Genomic DNA, 15,030 nt, shown 5'->3' with positions numbered 1-15,030 from the left:
GCGCCGTCCCGGGCCGGACGCCGACCGCGCGGTCCCGTCGACGTCGCACCGACGCGGACGTCACACCCGCACGGTCGTCACACCAGCGCGGTCGTCACACCAGCGCGGGAGTGCGGCGGCGGGAGCCTCCCGGAGCCGCGTCGCCCGCGGCGATACCGGTGCTGCGGTAGGCCCTGACGGCCTTGCCGGCCGGGCGTCCGCCCCGCGCCAGCCAGTCGACCCGCACCCACAGCAGCGCCTCGCCGGCCCGCTCGCGCCGCCCGATCCACGCGGCCTTCAGCCACAGCCCCGCACCCGCCCCGGCGAGCAGCATCCCGCCCGCCGCGGGCACGGCGAACGCGCTGCCCAGCGCGGCGAGGAAGGCGAACAGCAGCCACCAGCGGCGCCCGCGCCGCCAGTTGCGCACGGTCACCGCGCGGTCCTGGAGCACATCGTGCTTGCCGGCGCGGACGGCGCCGGCGGCCAGGGCCGCGTACCGACCGCGCCGGTGCAGATACACGGCGACGAGGGCCAGGATGAACAGCGCGGCCCCCGCGAGCACTCCGATCCGTCGACCCGTCACGCCCGGGACCAGCACGCCGGCGCCTGCCGCGAGCACCCCGAGCCACCACAGCGGCGCGGCCCCCGCCCGTACGACGCAGGCCACCCGAGCCAGTCCCTGACCTCCGCGTGCCACGATCCGCCTCCTTGTCGCCTCGGCACACTCCTGACGGGCGGCAGGCTAGCGGGCGAACGTGAGACGAATCTGAGAAGTCGGCGACCGGGCCGGGCCATTGCCCGCCACCCCCGGCCGCGGCGGGCCCGTCCACGGGTCGCAGGCCGGTCCGAGGGTCGCCGGGGGCCGTCCGCGGGACGCCGAAGGCCTTCGCGGGTCGAGAGACCTCGTCCGCGGCCACCGAGGACCCGTCCGCAGGGCGCGGACAGCTCGTCGACGGGCTGCCGAGGGCCCGTCCCCGGCAGGCCGGCTCACTCCACGAACAGCCCCCGCGCCGCCGCCCGCGCGTCGAACTCCTCCAGCCGGGCCTGCGCCTGTGGCAGTCCGTCGCACATCGCCTCCAGCAGCACCCGCCCGAGCAGCATCGGCGCGCAGGCCGTGTCGAAGGCGAGCCCGGTGCCGACGGCGGCCGGCAGCAGCAGGTCGGACACCTTGGCGACCGGCGCGAAGGCGGAGTCGGCGACCGTCACCACGGTCAGTCCGGCCTCCTTGGCGTATCCGAGGGTGTCCACGACCTCGCGCGGATGCCGGGGCAGCGCGAAGCACAGCAGGGCGCTCGCGCCGGCGCGCACGGCGCCGTCGATCCGGTCGTGGATCATCGTGCCGCCCTCGTGGAGCAGCCGTACGTCGGGATGGACCTTGGCCGCGAAGTAGGCGAACCCGTACGCCTGGGCCGCCGCGGCGCGCAGTCCCAGCACGGGCAGCGGGCGGGAGGCGGCCAGCAGTCGCCCGGCCCGGTGCACGGGGCGTGGGTCGGCGAGGAGTTCGGCGAGGTGGCGCAGATTCTCGATCTCGGCCTCGACGGCCTGCTGGTACTCGTTGTACGGGGCAGTGGCGGCCGTCTGTTCGGCGGGGGCGACCTCGCGCAGGTGGCGGCGCAGGGCGGGGTAGCCGTCGAAGCCGAGGGCGACGGCGAACCGGGTGACGGACGGCTGGCTGACCCCGGCCAGCTCGGCCAGCTCGACGCTGGACAGGAACGGCACGTCGGCGGCGCGCCGCACCATGCAGTGCGCGATCCGCCGCTGGGTCGGCGTCAGCCGGCGCCCCTCGAACAACGCCTGCAGCCGCCCGGCCGGGCTGTCGGCACGGCTCTCGCTCTCACCCATGACACGCTCCCCGACCTCGGCGCCCCCGGTACCCCGGCACCCCGGCATCCTCGAACCTCACCCATTCAAGCATCGAGCATTCTGCATGACCCTATGCAGCAGGCGCAGCCCCCCGTTCCGACTCGGGGGTTAGCCCCAGTGCGGCCGTCTTCGCCGCTTCCTACCGTGGTGTGCATGAGCGGAATGGACGCGCGGGACGCCGACCTGAAGAAGGAACTGGACGCCACTTTGCGGGCGCGCAGGGATCTGGGCGAGGAGTACGAGTCGGCGCTGATCGACTCGTTCCTGGAGAAGGTCGACCAGCGAATAGACGGGGCGGTGGAGCGCCGGGTGCGGCGGCAGTTCGCCGAGCAGCAGCTGGTGGCGGCGCGGGGCTCGCGGTCGTCGCAGCCGACGGACTCCTGGGGCGAGCGTTTCGGCTTCGGGATCGTCTCGCTGGTGCTGGCGGTTCCGCTGTCCGCGATCGGCGGCGGGGTCGCCGGTCTGCCGGGGCTGCTGGCGGCCTGGGCCGGGATCGTCGGGGTGAACGCCTTCCAGGCGGCGCGGGCCCATCCGGGGCTGTTCGGCGGACGTCGCAAGTCCCGCGGGGACGGGGACTGGGAGGACTGACGCCCGATCGCAGGGGGCGCCGCGGAGCAAGGCTGTGCGCGGGGACCGCCGCACCCCCGTTTCCGGGGGGCGGGACGACGGCGGTCCCCGCGTGGGACGCGGGCCGGGTCAGGCCCCCCGCGTCCGTGGCGTCCATGGAGGTCCGGGAGCCGCTCCGGAGGTCCTTGGCGCCGTTCGGTGCCGGCCTGAGCGGGGAGCCGCTCCCGCTCTGCCGACATCCACCAATGTGCCGGACGCGTGTTAAGCGGGTGCTGCGTGTACGTGACACGCACGTACCAGTTCCGCGACGGTCCCGGCCCCGCCCGTCACCGCAAGTTCGCCGCGGTCACGGGCGGTTCACCGCAGGTTTGCCGTTACTTGGCCGTCTTGGCCAGAAAGGCCAGCAGGTCCTGCCGGCTGACGACTCCGGTGGGCTTGCCCTCCACCAGGACGATCGCCGCGTCCGCCGTACCGAGCACGGACATCAGGTCGCCGACCGGCTCTCCGGAGCCGACCTGCGGCAGCGGCGCCGACATGTGCTTCTCCAGCGGGTCGTCCAGCGAGGCCTTCTGGGTGAACAGCGCGTCCAGCAGCTCGCGTTCCACGACCGAGCCGACGACCTCGGCGGCCATCACGTCCGGGTGGCCGGCGCCGGGCTTGACGATCGGCATCTGGGACACGCCGTACTCGCGCAGGACCTCGATGGCCTGGCCGACGGTCTCGTCCGGGTGCATGTGGACCAGGGAGGGGATGGCGCCGTGCTCCTTGTCGTCGAGGACGTCGCCGACGCGAGCGCTGGGGCCGGCGTCCTCGAGGAAGCCGTAGTCGGCCATCCACTCGTCGTTGAAGATCTTGCTGAGGTAGCCGCGCCCGCTGTCCGGCAGCAGCACGACCACGACGTCGTCCTCGCCGAGCCGCTCGGCGACCCGCAGCGCGGCGACCACGGCCATGCCGCAGGAGCCGCCCACCAGCAGGCCCTCCTCCTTGGCCAGCCGGCGCGTCATCTGGAAGGAGTCCTTGTCGGACACGGCGACGATCTCGTCGGCGACGGTGCGGTCGTACGCCGTCGGCCAGAAGTCCTCGCCGACGCCCTCGACCAGGTACGGCCGCCCGGACCCGCCGGAGTACACCGAGCCCTCCGGGTCGGCGCCGATCACCTGGACGCGGCCCTCGCTGGCCTCCTTGAGGTAGCGGCCGGTGCCGGAGATGGTGCCGCCGGTGCCCACGCCCGCGACGAAGTGGGTGATCCGCCCCTCGGTCTGCTCCCACAGCTCGGGGCCGGTGGAGTGATAGTGCGACAGGGGGTTGTTCGGGTTGGAGTACTGGTCCGGCTTCCAGGCGCCCGGCGTCTCGCGGACCAGCCGGTCGGAGACGTTGTAGTAGGAGTCCGGGTGCTCGGGGGCCACAGCCGTCGGGCACACGACCACCTCGGCGCCGTACGCGCGCAGCACGTTGATCTTGTCGGTGGACACCTTGTCCGGGCAGACGAAGATGCACTTGTAGCCCTTCTGCTGGGCCACGATCGCCAGGCCGACGCCCGTGTTGCCGCTGGTGGGCTCCACGATCGTGCCGCCCGGCTCCAGCTCGCCGCTCCGTTCGGCGGCCTCGATCATGCGCAGGGCGATGCGGTCCTTCACGGACCCGCCGGGGTTGAAGTACTCCACCTTGGCCAGGACGGTCGCCCTGATGCCCTTGGTCACGCTGTTGAGCCTCACCAGCGGGGTGTTGCCGACGAGGCTGATCATCGAGTCGTGGAACTGCACCGTTGTCTCCGGTTGCTGCAAAAGGGGTGGTCGTGATGTGCCGCCAGCCTACGGCGCGCGACGCGCGTTCACTCGTCGTTGAGATTGGCGGACCGCCGCTTCGGGGCAAGCACTGGGTGTACGGGGTTCGAGGAGGTGGCGGCGACGCATGACCAGCATGTCGAGGGCGCGGGTGGCCCGGCGGATCGCGGCCGGGGCGGCGTACGGCGGGGGCGGCATCGGGCTGGCCGGAGCGGCGGTCGCCGGTCTGGTGCTGGCCGAGGTCCGGCTGGCCCGGCGGCAGGTGGGCAACGGCTCCTCACCGCGCGTTCCGCACGCGGAGGGGACGTACGGCAGGGCCTTTCTCACCCCGGGCGTGCCGCCGCTGCGCTTCACCCTCCTCGGTGACTCCACGGCGGCGGGACAGGGCGTGCACCGGGCGGGCCAGACGCCGGGCGCGCTGCTCGCCTCGGGCCTCGCGGCGGTGGCCGAGCGCCCCGTGGAGCTGCGCAACGTCGCCCAGCCCGGCGCCCAGTCCGACGACCTGGACCGCCAGGTGGCGCTCGTCCTGGCCGACCCGGACCGGGTGCCCGACGTGTGCGTGATCATGATCGGCGCCAACGACGTCACCCACCGCATGCCCCCGACCCGCTCGGTGCGCCATCTGTCGGCGGCGGTACGGCGACTGCGCACGGCCGGCGCTGAGGTGGTGGTCGGCACCTGTCCCGACCTCGGCACGATCGAACCGGTGCAGCAGCCGCTGCGCTGGCTGGCCCGCCGGGCGTCCCGCCAGCTGGCGGCGGCGCAGACGATCGGGGTCGTGGGGCAGGGCGGGCGCACGGTGTCGCTGGGCGACCTGCTCGGCCCGGAGTTCGCGGCGAACCCGCGCGAGCTGTTCGGGCCCGACCACTACCACCCCTCGGCGGAGGGCTACGCGACCGCCGCGATGGCCGTCCTGCCGACGGTCTGCGCGGCGCTCGGCCTGTGGCCGGCCGAGGAGGAGCGCCCCGACGCCTCCCGTCACGAGGGTTTCCTGCCGGTGGCCCGGGCCGCCGCCGAGGCGGCGGCGGAGGGCGGCACGGAGGTCGCGGCGGCGATGCCGGCCGGCCCCCGCGGCCCCTGGGCGCTGCTCAAGCGCCGCCGCCGCAGGCCCCTCGCGGCGGAACCGGTCGACGAGCCGGTCGGCAAAACGCCCGGCGGAGCGTCCGGAACGATTACCCGAATGGACTAAGCAAGCGCTTGGAAAAGAGGCCCGCATCACACCGCGGCGACCGTGACCAAGCGCTTACATACCGGTAACTTCGGCCGTACGCCCCTACCGCTGTCGCTTGGAGCCGTGATGCCCGAAGCCGTGATCGTCTCTGCCGCCCGCTCCCCCATCGGCCGCGCCTTCAAGGGTTCCCTGAAGGATCTGCGCCCCGACGACCTCGCCGCCACGATCATCCAGGCCGCGCTGGCCAAGGTCCCGGAGCTGGACCCGAAGGACATCGACGACCTGATGCTGGGCTGCGGCCTGCCCGGCGGCGAGCAGGGCAACAACCTGGGCCGGATCGTGGCCGTGCAGATGGGCATGGACCACCTGCCGGGCTGCACGATCACCCGGTACTGCTCCTCGTCCCTGCAGACTTCCCGGATGGCCCTGCACGCCATCAAGGCGGGCGAGGGCGACGTCTTCGTCTCGGCCGGCGTCGAGATGGTCTCCCGGTTCACCAAGGGCAACTCGGACAGCCTGCCGGACACGCACAACCCGCTGTTCGCCGAGGCCGAGGCACGCACCGCCGCGGTCGCCGAGCAGGAGGGCGCCACCTGGCACGACCCGCGCGAGGACGGCCTGCTGCCCGACCCGTACATCGCGATGGGCCAGACCGCCGAGAACCTCGCCCGCTGGAAGGGCGTGACCCGACAGGAGATGGACGAGTTCGGCGTCCGCTCGCAGAACCTCGCCGAGGAAGCCATCAAGAACGGCTTTTGGGAGCGCGAGATCACCCCCGTGACGCTCCCCGACGGCGCCGTCGTCGCCAAGGACGACGGCCCGCGCCCCGGCGTCACCCTGGAGGGCGTCCAGGGCCTCAAGCCCGTCTTCCGTCCCGACGGCCTGGTCACCGCCGGCAACTGCTGCCCGCTGAACGACGGCGCCGCCGCGCTGGTCATCATGTCCGACACCAAGGCGCGCGAGCTGGGCCTGACCCCGCTCGCCCGGATCGTCTCCACCGGCGTCTCCGGCCTCTCGCCCGAGATCATGGGCCTCGGCCCGGTCGAGGCGTCCCGGCAGGCGCTGCGCCGCGCCGGTCTGACCATCGACGACATCGACCTGGTCGAGATCAACGAGGCGTTCGCCGCCCAGGTGATCCCCTCCTACCAGGAGCTGGGCATCCCGCTGGACAAGCTGAACGTCAACGGCGGCGCCATCGCCGTCGGCCACCCCTTCGGCATGACCGGCGCGCGGATCACCGGCACGCTGATCAACTCGCTCCAGTGGCACGACAAGCAGTTCGGTCTGGAGACCATGTGCGTCGGCGGTGGCCAGGGCATGGCGATGGTCATCGAGCGCCTGAGCTGACCGCCCCTCAGCAGACGCGCCACAGCGTCCCGCCCCTCCGTAGCGATCCGGACGCAATGGGTCATTGAACGGCCCGGAATCCCGTAACCACCGGGACTCCGGGCCGTTTTGTGATCCAATCAGACCCAGGATGTGACCTTCTCCTCCCAGCACGGGTGTCACCGCAGGTCAGAGCGGGTGAAGCGAAAACGCAAGACCCAGGAACCTGTCCGTTTCGTGACGTTACGCACTGACAGCTGGTTAGTTCACCCATCAAGCTGATGTAGGAAGTCGGGGGGTCGACTTTGAACCGGGAGTACGTCAGTGAGCGCCATGCCGATCGCCTTGCTGGTCACCACGGCCGCCACGGGCGCCGTGGGCGTCGCCGTCCTGCGCACCCTTGTGCAGCTCCGCCGGCAGGTCACCGCCCTGCACGCCGAGCTGGCCGAGGGCCGTGCCGCACACGGGCTGGTGCCCGCCGCCCGCGCCGCGGCGGACACCGACGAGATACGCGCGGCCGTCGCCGAGGCCCTCGCCGAGGAGCGCGAACGCGAACTCGCCGAGGCGCGCGCCTTCTGGGCGGCTCAGGAGGCCCGTGACGTGGCCGACGCGCCCACCCTGCTGGGTCTGGCCGACAGCGAGCTGTTCATGCCCAGGCAGGCCGATTTCGCCGGTGTGGAGCACCTGGAGCCGGTGACCGAGCCGGGCGCCGAGGCCGAGGAGTACGCCGGGGACTCCCCGGAACTGGCCGCCGCCCGCCGCCGGCACCCCTCGCACCCGGACTTCACCCCGCATTCCTCACCCGTGGTGAACGACCACGAGCGCACGGTGGCCACCCTTGAGCAACTCGCCGCCTCCGCCGTGGAGCTGACGGACGTCCGCCCCGGCCCACTGGGCACCCTCGACGTGTACGTGTTCGCCGACGGTACGACCCTCTGCATGACCCCGGGCCACCGTGAGACCGCCGAGCGCCTCGCCGCCGCTCTCGCCGCCGGCGAGACCCCGGTCCTGCTGGGCGGCTCGGGCGTCTCGGGCGCGTACGCCCTCACCTTCACCTGCGGTGACGAGACGGTCTACATCCTGGCGGACCGGGTCATCGCGTCCCTGTGACCCGCGGACCCGCGCGGCCACCCGCTCCCCCTGAGCCCTACGGACCCGGCGCTGCCACCCGCTTCCCCTGAGCCCGACCTCGCGGGCCCGGCCCAGTCCCCACCGCCTCCTGAACGCCGCCGCTCAGACCCCCGCCCGCCGCTGCGCCTCCTCCACCAGCGCCACCGCCTCCGCCAGCCCGACCTCGTCGCGCAGGACCAGGGCCAGGTCGTGGGCGGCGACGGTGATCTGGTCGGCGGCGGCGAACATGCCGGCGTCCGGCATCTCACGGGGCTCGCGGTCCGGGTCCTCCAGGATCTGCGCCCGCCGGGCCAGCTCACGGGCCAGCGCCAGGGCCTCCGCGGCGCCGCCCCGCTGGAGCCGGCTCTGGGGCGCGGCCCGCAGCCGGTCGGCGAAGTGGTCCACCGCACGGGTCAGTCGCGTCGTTTCCACCACGGGCGCGAGATTACGCGCCCGGGACGCACTGTTGCCAACGGGCGAACGCTCAGGCACGGTGACCTGAAGGACCGGCTTACATCCCATTGCGTCCGGAGGCGCCGATGTCCCAAGTGTTCTCCCAGGAGACCCATCGCAATCTGCTCGCCCGCATCCCCCACTGCACCGGTCGTGAAGTGTCCGACTGGCTGCGCACCGTCGAGGAAGGCCCCGCTCTCCGCTTCGAGGAGAAGGTCAGCTGGCTGCGCCACGAGTACGACCTGGCGTACGGCCACGCGAAGGCGATCATCCACGAGTACGACTTGAGGCGGGCCGCGCGCAAGCTGCTGTAGCCCTGTCGTCCCGACCCCGGACACGGCGGAGGGCCCCGGGTCGTCGACCCGGGGCCCTCGCTCATCTCGTGTCCGTGCGGCTGCCGCCGCTGCCGGTCAGTCGTCGCCGCTGAAGATGGCGACCAGGCGCAGCATCTCGACGTAGATCCACACCAGGGTCATGGTCAGGCCGAACGCGGCCAGCCAGGACTCCTCGCGGGGGGCGCCGTAGGCGACGCCGTCCTCGATCTGCTTGAAGTCGAGCGTCAGGAAGAACGCGCCGAGCACGATCGCGATGATGCCGACGATCGCACCGAGCGGGCCCATGCTGCGCAGACCGCCGTCCTCGGCGACGCCGAAGGCGACGAGCAGCAGGTTGACCGCCATGACCAGGATGAACGCGATCGCGATCGCCATGCCGATACGGGCGTAGCGCGCGGTGACGCGGATCCAGCCTGCCTTGTAGATCAGCAGCGTGGCGGCGGCGACCGCCATGGTGCCGACCACCGCCTGGAAGGGCGCGCCGGACCAGCGGGTGTTGAACATCTCGCTGATCACGCCGAGGAAGACGCCCTCGAAGGCGGCGTACGACAGGATCAGCGCGGGCGAGGCCTTGCGCTTGAAGGACTGGACCATCGCCAGGACGAAGGCGATGAGCGCGGCCCCGATGGCCAGGCCGTAGCTGCTGGACGACACCGGCAGCAGGGCCCAGGCGAGGACGGCGCCGACGACGACGGTGCCGAGCGTCATGGCCGAGCGCATGACGACGTCGTCCATCGTCATCCGGCCGGCGGTGACCGGGGCCTGCGGCGGGGCGCCGTGGGTCAGGTCCTGCGGGGCGTAAGGGTTCTGGGCGTACGGGTTCTGCGCGTAGGGGTTGCCGGCGCCGGGCTGGGCGTACGGGTTGCCCTGGGTGCCTACAGCTGCGCCCCCGGCCTGCGGCGCGGTGTTGAAGCCCGCGTAGCCGTTGTCGCGGCTGAACCCCCGTCGCGAGAAGACCGGGTTGCTGCTCCTCATTTCACTCCTCCATGGCCACCCTGCGTAGCCTTGGCTCAAGAGTAATAGACAGGCAAAAGAATGACGCTACTGCTTGGGGAGGATCTTTCCCTCCTTGTGCTGGGCAACACGCCACCGGGTTCCATGATTCCCGGTTCTCAGTCGAGCGGGAAGCCGGTGTACGCCTCGGCGAGGTCGGTCTCGGCGGCGCGGGAGGAGACGAGCCGTTCCAGGCGGGCGGCCTGGAGGCGGTCCTCGAAGGGGTCCGCGCCGGGAGCGCGGTGGAGCAGGGTGGTCATGTCGTAGGAGAACCGCTCGGCCTGCCAGACGCGGCGCAGGCAGTTCTCCGAGTAGGCGTCCAGGAGCGCGGTGGACCCGGTGCGCATGCGGTGGGTGAGCGCGCGGGCGAAGGCGACGACGTCGCCGACGGCGAGGTTGAGGCCCTTGGCGCCGGTCGGGGGCACGATGTGGGCGGCGTCGCCGGCGAGGAAGAGACGGCCGTGGCGCATGGGCTCGTGGACGAAGGACCGCATCGGCGTGACCGACCTCTGCGTGATGGGCCCGCGCTCCAGCCGCCAGTCGTCGTCGGTCTCGAAGCGCCGCTCCAGCTCGTCCCAGATCGCCTCGTCGTCCCAGGCCCCGGCGTCCGTGCCGTCGGGCACCTGGAGATAGAGGCGGGAGACGGAGGGGGAGCGCATGGACAGCAGGGCGAAGCCGCGGGCGTGGCGGGCGTACACCAGTTCGTCGTGGGAGGGCGGGACGTCGGCGAGGATGCCGAGCCACCCGAAGGGGTACGTCCGCTCGAAGACGCGGGACAGCTCGGCGGGCACCGCCTTCCGGGCGACCCCCCAGAAGCCGTCGCACCCGACGACGTACTCGCACTCCAGCACGTCCTCCTCGCCCCCGTGCCGGAACCGCACCCGGGGCCGCTCCCCCGTGGGGTCCTCGACGGCGAGCGCCTCCACCTCGAAGAGGAGCGGGCCGCCCCTCTGGAGGCGGAGGGCGATGAGGTCCTTGCAGATCTCGGTCTGCGCGTACACCGTCACGGACCGCCCGCCGGTCAGCGCGGGGAAGTCCACGCGGTGCCGACGGCGGTCGAAGCGCAGTTCGATGCCGTCGTGCCGCAGGCCCTCGCGGTCCATCCGCTCCCCGGCGCCGGCCGCCCGAAGCACGTCCACGGTCCCCTGCTCCAGGATGCCCGCCCGCTGCCGCCGTTCGACGTACGCCCGGTCGCGGCTCTCCAGGACGACGGAGTCGATGCCGGCGCCGTCGAGCAGCCGGGCCAGAAGCAGGCCGGCGGGGCCGGCTCCGATGATGCCGACGGTGGTGCGCATCGGGCGTTCCCTTCGGATGGGGCGGCGTCTTCGCCACGTCTGTCAGCCTCGCATGGACCCGTTCCATGCGTTCGCCGAGTGAATTTTTCTTCACTAAGCTACGCGCAAGAGTCTCGCGCCCGCCGGGCGGGTGTCAACGGTCGCGCGAGAGGGGGGCGGGGACGTACGGCCGCGGGCGGGAACCCAGCCGTTCCAGCAGGTCACCGAGAGTGACGACGGTAGTGCCCGGAACCGGACTTGAACCGGTACGCCCGCGAGGGGCAGCGAGGTTTAAGCTCGCCGTGTCTGCATTCCACCATCCGGGCAGGCCATGGGCTCCGCAACGAGGGTCGAGCCTATCGGGACCCGGGGCCCGAACAGCGGGCGGGCGGACCGATGTTGTCTTATTTTATTGATGTCTGAGGGTGCATCAGCACTCGGTTCCAGCCGTCCGCACCTGCCAAGAAGCCCTGTCCGCGGCGGTCGGCCACGCGGGGCGAATGACGGAATTTCACCGCCCGAACAAGGGCACACCACCTGTTCTCGGGAGGATCGCCGTTCCGGGTCGGCGCCGAGGGGCGTCCGTCATCCCCAGGTATGACACCGGGGACGTGCGTGCGACCGCAGTCTGGCTCCGGAACCGGAACTGCGGCTGACTACAGGGCGGTATCCGGCCGAGACGATGGATCGCGTTCCAGAACACAGCCGTCGTCCGACAGGAGCGCTTTCCGTGACCACCACACCCGTCGCCGGCCGCACCACCGAGGTGGCCGCGCGCGCCTCGGAGCTGTCGAAGATCTACGGCCAGGGCGAGACCCGGGTGGTCGCCCTGGACCGCGTCTCGGTCGACTTCCGGCAGGCCGAGTTCACCGCGATCATGGGCCCTTCCGGGTCCGGCAAGTCCACGCTGATGCACTGCGTGGCCGGGCTCGACACCTTCTCCTCCGGCTCGGTGCGCGTCGGCGACACCGAGCTGGGCGCGCTCAAGGACAAGCAGCTCACCAAGTTGCGCCGGGACAAGATCGGGTTCATCTTCCAGGCCTACAACCTGCTGCCGACGCTCACCGCGCGGGAGAACATCACCCTTCCGATGGACATCGCGGGCCGGAAGCCGGACAAGGAGTGGCTGGACACCGTCATCCGCATGGTGGGCCTCGCCGACCGGCTCGGTCACCGTCCCTCGCAGCTCTCCGGCGGCCAGCAGCAGCGCGTCGCCGTCGCCCGCGCGCTCGCCTCCCGGCCCGACATCGTCTTCGGCGACGAACCGACGGGGAACCTCGACTCCCGTTCCGGCGCCGAGGTGCTGGGCTTCCTGCGCAACTCCGTCCGGGAGCTGGGGCAGACGGTGGTGATGGTGACCCACGACCCGGTGGCCGCCGCCTACGCGGACCGGGTGGTCTTCCTGGCGGACGGGCGGATCGTGGACGAGGTGCACGGGCCGACCGCCGAGGCGGTGCTCGACCGCATGAAGCGTTTCGACGCCAAGGGCCGCACCAGCTGACCCGACGACCGACGTCCGCGCCCCACCACCCCCTCTGGACTGAGAAAACCCATGCTCCGAACCGCCCTGCGCAACGTACTCGCGCACAAGGCCCGGCTCCTGATGACCGTGCTCGCCGTGATGCTCGGCGTCGCGTTCGTGTCGGGGACGCTGGTCTTCACCAACACCATCTCCGAGGCCCTGCAGAAGAGTTCCGCCAAGGGCTTCGACCACGTCGACGTCGCCGTGCGCGCCGAGAGCCGCAAGGACACCGGCGACACCCTCGGCGAAACCCCCGAGCTGACGCAGGCGCTGGTGGAGGACGCGGGCCGCGTGCCGTCGGCCGCCTCCGCGACCGGCGTCGTCACCGGCTTCGCCGCCATCGCCGACAAGGACGGCAAGCTGGTCGGCGGCGGTTTCCAGTCGCAGGGCGGCAACTACTGGGGCGCCGAGGATCCCCGCTATCCGCTGGTGAGCGGGCGCGCGCCGCGCGGCGAGGGCGAGATGCTCATCGACGCTCAGACGGCCGAGCGCACCGGGTACGAAGTCGGCGACACGGTACGGCTGTCGGTGGACGGCCCGGTCCTGGAGCCGGAGATCACCGGCGTGTTCACCACCGACGACGGCAACGTCGCCGCGGGCGGCAGCCTCGCCCTGTTCGACACGGCCACCGCACAGCGGCTGTTCGGCACGCCGGGCACGTACGACGAGATCGCCGTGACCGCGAAGGCGGGCGTCACGCAGGCCGCGCTCAAGGCCGAACTGGACCGGGCGCTGCCGCGCGGCGTCGTGGAGACCACCACCGGGGAGCGGCTCGCCGACGAGCAGGCGGAGAGGATCGCGGCCCAGATGGGCGGGATGAAGCAGGGGCTGCTGGTCTTCGCCGGCATCGCGTTGTTCGTCGGCACGTTCATCATCGCCAACACCTTCACCATGCTGGTCGCCCAGCGCACCAAGGAGCTGGCGCTGCTGCGCGCGGTCGGGGCGTCCCGCCGGCAGGTGACCAGGGCGGTGCTGGTCGAGGCGTTCGTGGTGGGCGCGGTCGCCGCGGTGACCGGCCTGATCGCGGGCGTCGGCATCGGCGCCGGGCTGCGCTCGCTGCTGGACACCCTGGGCGAGACCGTCCCGGCCGGCCCGCTGGTGGTCTCCCCCGGCACGGTCGGCACCGCCCTGGCGGTCGGCGTCGTCGTCACGATGCTGGCGGCGTGGCTGCCGGGCCGACGGGCGGCGAAGATACCGCCGGTCGCGGCGATGAGCAGCGTGCACGCGCAGGCGACGGTGAAGTCGCTGGTGCTGCGCAACACGGTCGGCGCGGTGTTCTCCGCCGCCGGGGTGGCGGTGGTCCTCGCGGCGACGACGATGGACGGCTCGGACGGCCAGGCCCCGATGGGCCTCGGCGCGGTGCTGCTGATCATCGGCGTCTTCGTGCTGACCCCGCTGCTGTCCCGCCCGCTGATCGCGGCGTCGGCGCCGGTGCTGCGCGTCTTCGGCGTCGCGGGCCGGCTCGCCCGCCAGAACTCCCTGCGCAATCCCCGCCGTACGGCCGCGACGGCCTCCGCGCTGATGATCGGCCTGACCCTGATCACCGGCATGACGGTGATGGCGGGCAGCCTGCAGAAGTCGATCGACAAGATGGCGAGCGCCGCGATCCAGGCCGACTACGTCGTCTCCATGGCGAACGGCAACCCGCTCTCCCCGGACGTGGAGAAGACGCTGCGCGCCACGGAAGGCGTCACCGTCACCAGCCCGATGCGGGGCGCGCCGGCGCGCGTCGAGGGCGAGACGGAGTACCTCACCGGCGTCGCCGGCCGCGCGTTCGGCGAACTGACCGACCTCACGGTGGAGGACGGCCGTTTCGGGATCGGCGGCGCCGAGGTGGTCGTCGACGACCTGACCGCCGAGTCGCACGGCTGGCGCGCCGGTTCGGCGTTCACGGTGTCGTACGAGGACGGCGCGAGGCAGCGGATGACGGTCGCCGGGGTCTACGAGGCCAACGACATGTTCCAGGGCATCCTGCTGGACACCGCCGCGCTCGCCCCGCACCAGACGGACCCGGCCGACATGCGGGTCCTGCTGAAGACGTCCGACGGCGCATCCGCGGCGGCCAAGGACCGGCTGGAGAAGGCCCTCGGCTCCAACCCGGCCATCCGCGTCCAGGACAAGAAGGACATCTCCGACGAGATCGCCCGGATGTTCACGCTGATGCTGAACATGCTGTACGGCCTGCTGGCCATGGCGGTGATCGTCGCGGTGCTCGGCGTCATCAACACGCTGGCGATGTCGGTGTTCGAGCGCTCGCAGGAGATCGGCATGCTCCGCGCGATCGGCCTGAACCGCAAGGGCGTCAAGCGGATGGTGCGGCTGGAGTCGCTGGTGATCTCCGTGTTCGGCGGCGTGCTCGGCATCGGGCTCGGCGTGTTCTTCGGCTGGGCGGCCGGTGAGCTGCTGGGGACGAGGATGGCGACGTACGAACTGGTGCTGCCGTGGGCCCGGATGGGCGTGTTCCTGCTGCTGGCGGCGGCGGTGGGCGTGCTGGCCGCGCTGTGGCCGGCGCGGCGGGCGGCCCGGTTGAACATGCTGACGGCGATCAAGTCGGAGTAGCGGCGCGGCAGTACGGCTGCGTGTCCGAGGCCGAGGCCGCAGCAGCCGAAGCCACAGCCGAGGGGCCCGATCCGGGGGATCGGGCCCCTTTCCC

At 72.2% G+C, this 15,030-nt stretch carries 13 protein-coding genes and 1 tRNA gene; 7 read left to right on the top strand and 7 right to left on the bottom strand.

Annotated features, from left to right (window positions below):
* Nucleotides 1-94 precede the first annotated feature (94 nt).
* Nucleotides 95-676: a hypothetical protein gene (locus ABZY13_RS09285; protein ID WP_356628403.1), complete on the bottom strand. Its 582-nt coding sequence runs from the start codon at nt 674-676 to the stop codon at nt 95-97.
* 290 nt (nt 677-966) lie between these two features.
* Nucleotides 967-1,821 carry a MurR/RpiR family transcriptional regulator gene (locus ABZY13_RS09280; RefSeq protein WP_356628401.1) on the bottom strand — a complete coding sequence of 285 codons (855 nt, stop codon included), beginning with the start codon at nt 1,819-1,821 and terminating at the stop codon, nt 967-969.
* 183 nt (nt 1,822-2,004) lie between these two features.
* Between ABZY13_RS09280 and ABZY13_RS09275 the strand changes: the two genes are divergently transcribed.
* Nucleotides 2,005-2,430 (top strand): hypothetical protein, encoded by a 426-nt coding sequence (locus ABZY13_RS09275; protein WP_356628523.1) that lies wholly within the window; start codon nt 2,005-2,007, stop codon nt 2,428-2,430.
* Between the two features lie 353 nt (nt 2,431-2,783).
* On the opposite strand, the gene ABZY13_RS09270 is transcribed toward ABZY13_RS09275, so the two are convergent.
* A complete protein-coding gene (locus ABZY13_RS09270; protein WP_356628399.1) occupies nt 2,784-4,172 on the bottom strand; it encodes a cystathionine beta-synthase in 1,389 nt (462 codons plus the stop codon).
* Between the two features lie 148 nt (nt 4,173-4,320).
* Here ABZY13_RS09270 and ABZY13_RS09265 point away from each other — a divergent pair, with 148 nt between their 5' ends.
* The 3 genes from ABZY13_RS09265 to ABZY13_RS09255 all read left to right on the top strand — a co-directional run bounded on the left by ABZY13_RS09265 (nt 4,321) and on the right by ABZY13_RS09255 (nt 7,800).
* A complete protein-coding gene (locus ABZY13_RS09265; protein WP_356628397.1) occupies nt 4,321-5,382 on the top strand; it encodes an SGNH/GDSL hydrolase family protein in 1,062 nt (353 codons plus the stop codon).
* 108 nt (nt 5,383-5,490) lie between these two features.
* Nucleotides 5,491-6,711, top strand: a complete 1,221-nt coding sequence (locus tag ABZY13_RS09260; protein ID WP_356628395.1) for an acetyl-CoA C-acetyltransferase — start codon at nt 5,491-5,493, stop codon at nt 6,709-6,711.
* Between the two features lie 303 nt (nt 6,712-7,014).
* Complete coding sequence (locus tag ABZY13_RS09255) at nt 7,015-7,800, top strand: hypothetical protein (RefSeq protein ID WP_356628393.1); 786 nt, start codon at nt 7,015-7,017, stop codon at nt 7,798-7,800.
* A 123-nt stretch (nt 7,801-7,923) separates the two neighbouring features.
* On the opposite strand, the gene ABZY13_RS09250 is transcribed toward ABZY13_RS09255, so the two are convergent.
* Entirely contained in the window at nt 7,924-8,235 is a 312-nt protein-coding gene (locus ABZY13_RS09250) for a hypothetical protein (protein ID WP_356628391.1), read from the bottom strand.
* Nucleotides 8,236-8,339: 104 nt separating this feature from the next.
* Here ABZY13_RS09250 and ABZY13_RS09245 point away from each other — a divergent pair, with 104 nt between their 5' ends.
* A complete protein-coding gene (locus tag ABZY13_RS09245) occupies nt 8,340-8,567 on the top strand; it encodes a DUF4287 domain-containing protein (RefSeq protein ID WP_356628389.1) in 228 nt (75 codons plus the stop codon).
* A 96-nt stretch (nt 8,568-8,663) separates the two neighbouring features.
* On the opposite strand, the gene ABZY13_RS09240 is transcribed toward ABZY13_RS09245, so the two are convergent.
* The 3 genes from ABZY13_RS09240 to ABZY13_RS09230 form a co-directional block, all read right to left on the bottom strand.
* Nucleotides 8,664-9,563: a Bax inhibitor-1/YccA family protein gene (locus tag ABZY13_RS09240; RefSeq protein ID WP_356628387.1), complete on the bottom strand. Its 900-nt coding sequence runs from the start codon at nt 9,561-9,563 to the stop codon at nt 8,664-8,666.
* 137 nt (nt 9,564-9,700) lie between these two features.
* On the bottom strand, nt 9,701-10,876 hold the full coding sequence (locus tag ABZY13_RS09235; RefSeq protein WP_356628385.1) for a 4-hydroxybenzoate 3-monooxygenase: 1,176 nt from the start codon (nt 10,874-10,876) through the stop codon (nt 9,701-9,703).
* A gap of 222 nt (nt 10,877-11,098) precedes the next feature.
* Nucleotides 11,099-11,181 (bottom strand) — tRNA-Leu (locus ABZY13_RS09230).
* A gap of 404 nt (nt 11,182-11,585) precedes the next feature.
* Here ABZY13_RS09230 and ABZY13_RS09225 point away from each other — a divergent pair.
* Both ABZY13_RS09225 and ABZY13_RS09220 read left to right on the top strand, forming a co-directional pair.
* On the top strand, nt 11,586-12,356 hold the full coding sequence (locus ABZY13_RS09225) for an ABC transporter ATP-binding protein (RefSeq protein ID WP_356628383.1): 771 nt from the start codon (nt 11,586-11,588) through the stop codon (nt 12,354-12,356).
* Between the two features lie 51 nt (nt 12,357-12,407).
* On the top strand, nt 12,408-14,936 hold the full coding sequence (locus tag ABZY13_RS09220; protein WP_356628381.1) for an FtsX-like permease family protein: 2,529 nt from the start codon (nt 12,408-12,410) through the stop codon (nt 14,934-14,936).
* Nucleotides 14,937-15,030: the final 94 nt, after the last annotated feature.

The sequence above is a fragment of the Streptomyces sp. NPDC006610 genome, from assembly GCF_040611575.1.
In the GTDB taxonomy this organism is placed as follows: Bacteria; Actinomycetota; Actinomycetes; order Streptomycetales; family Streptomycetaceae; genus Streptomyces.
This window is presented reverse-complemented; position numbering and strand designations above follow the sequence as displayed.

Bases quoted from the DNA above. Each gene is read 5' to 3' on its own strand.
- ABZY13_RS09245 (WP_356628389.1), top strand. From the start codon at position 8,340: ATGTCCCAAGTGTTCTCCCAGGAGACCCATCGCAATCTGCTCGCCCGC.
- ABZY13_RS09240 (WP_356628387.1), bottom strand. From the start codon at position 9,563: ATGAGGAGCAGCAACCCGGTCTTCTCGCGACGGGGGTTCAGCCGCGAC.
- ABZY13_RS09275 (WP_356628523.1), top strand. From the start codon at position 2,005: ATGGACGCGCGGGACGCCGACCTGAAGAAGGAACTGGACGCCACTTTG.
- ABZY13_RS09265 (WP_356628397.1), top strand. From the start codon at position 4,321: ATGACCAGCATGTCGAGGGCGCGGGTGGCCCGGCGGATCGCGGCCGGG.
- ABZY13_RS09220 (WP_356628381.1), top strand. From the start codon at position 12,408: ATGCTCCGAACCGCCCTGCGCAACGTACTCGCGCACAAGGCCCGGCTC.
- ABZY13_RS09280 (WP_356628401.1), bottom strand. From the start codon at position 1,821: ATGGGTGAGAGCGAGAGCCGTGCCGACAGCCCGGCCGGGCGGCTGCAG.
- ABZY13_RS09235 (WP_356628385.1), bottom strand. From the start codon at position 10,876: ATGCGCACCACCGTCGGCATCATCGGAGCCGGCCCCGCCGGCCTGCTT.
- ABZY13_RS09260 (WP_356628395.1), top strand. From the start codon at position 5,491: ATGCCCGAAGCCGTGATCGTCTCTGCCGCCCGCTCCCCCATCGGCCGC.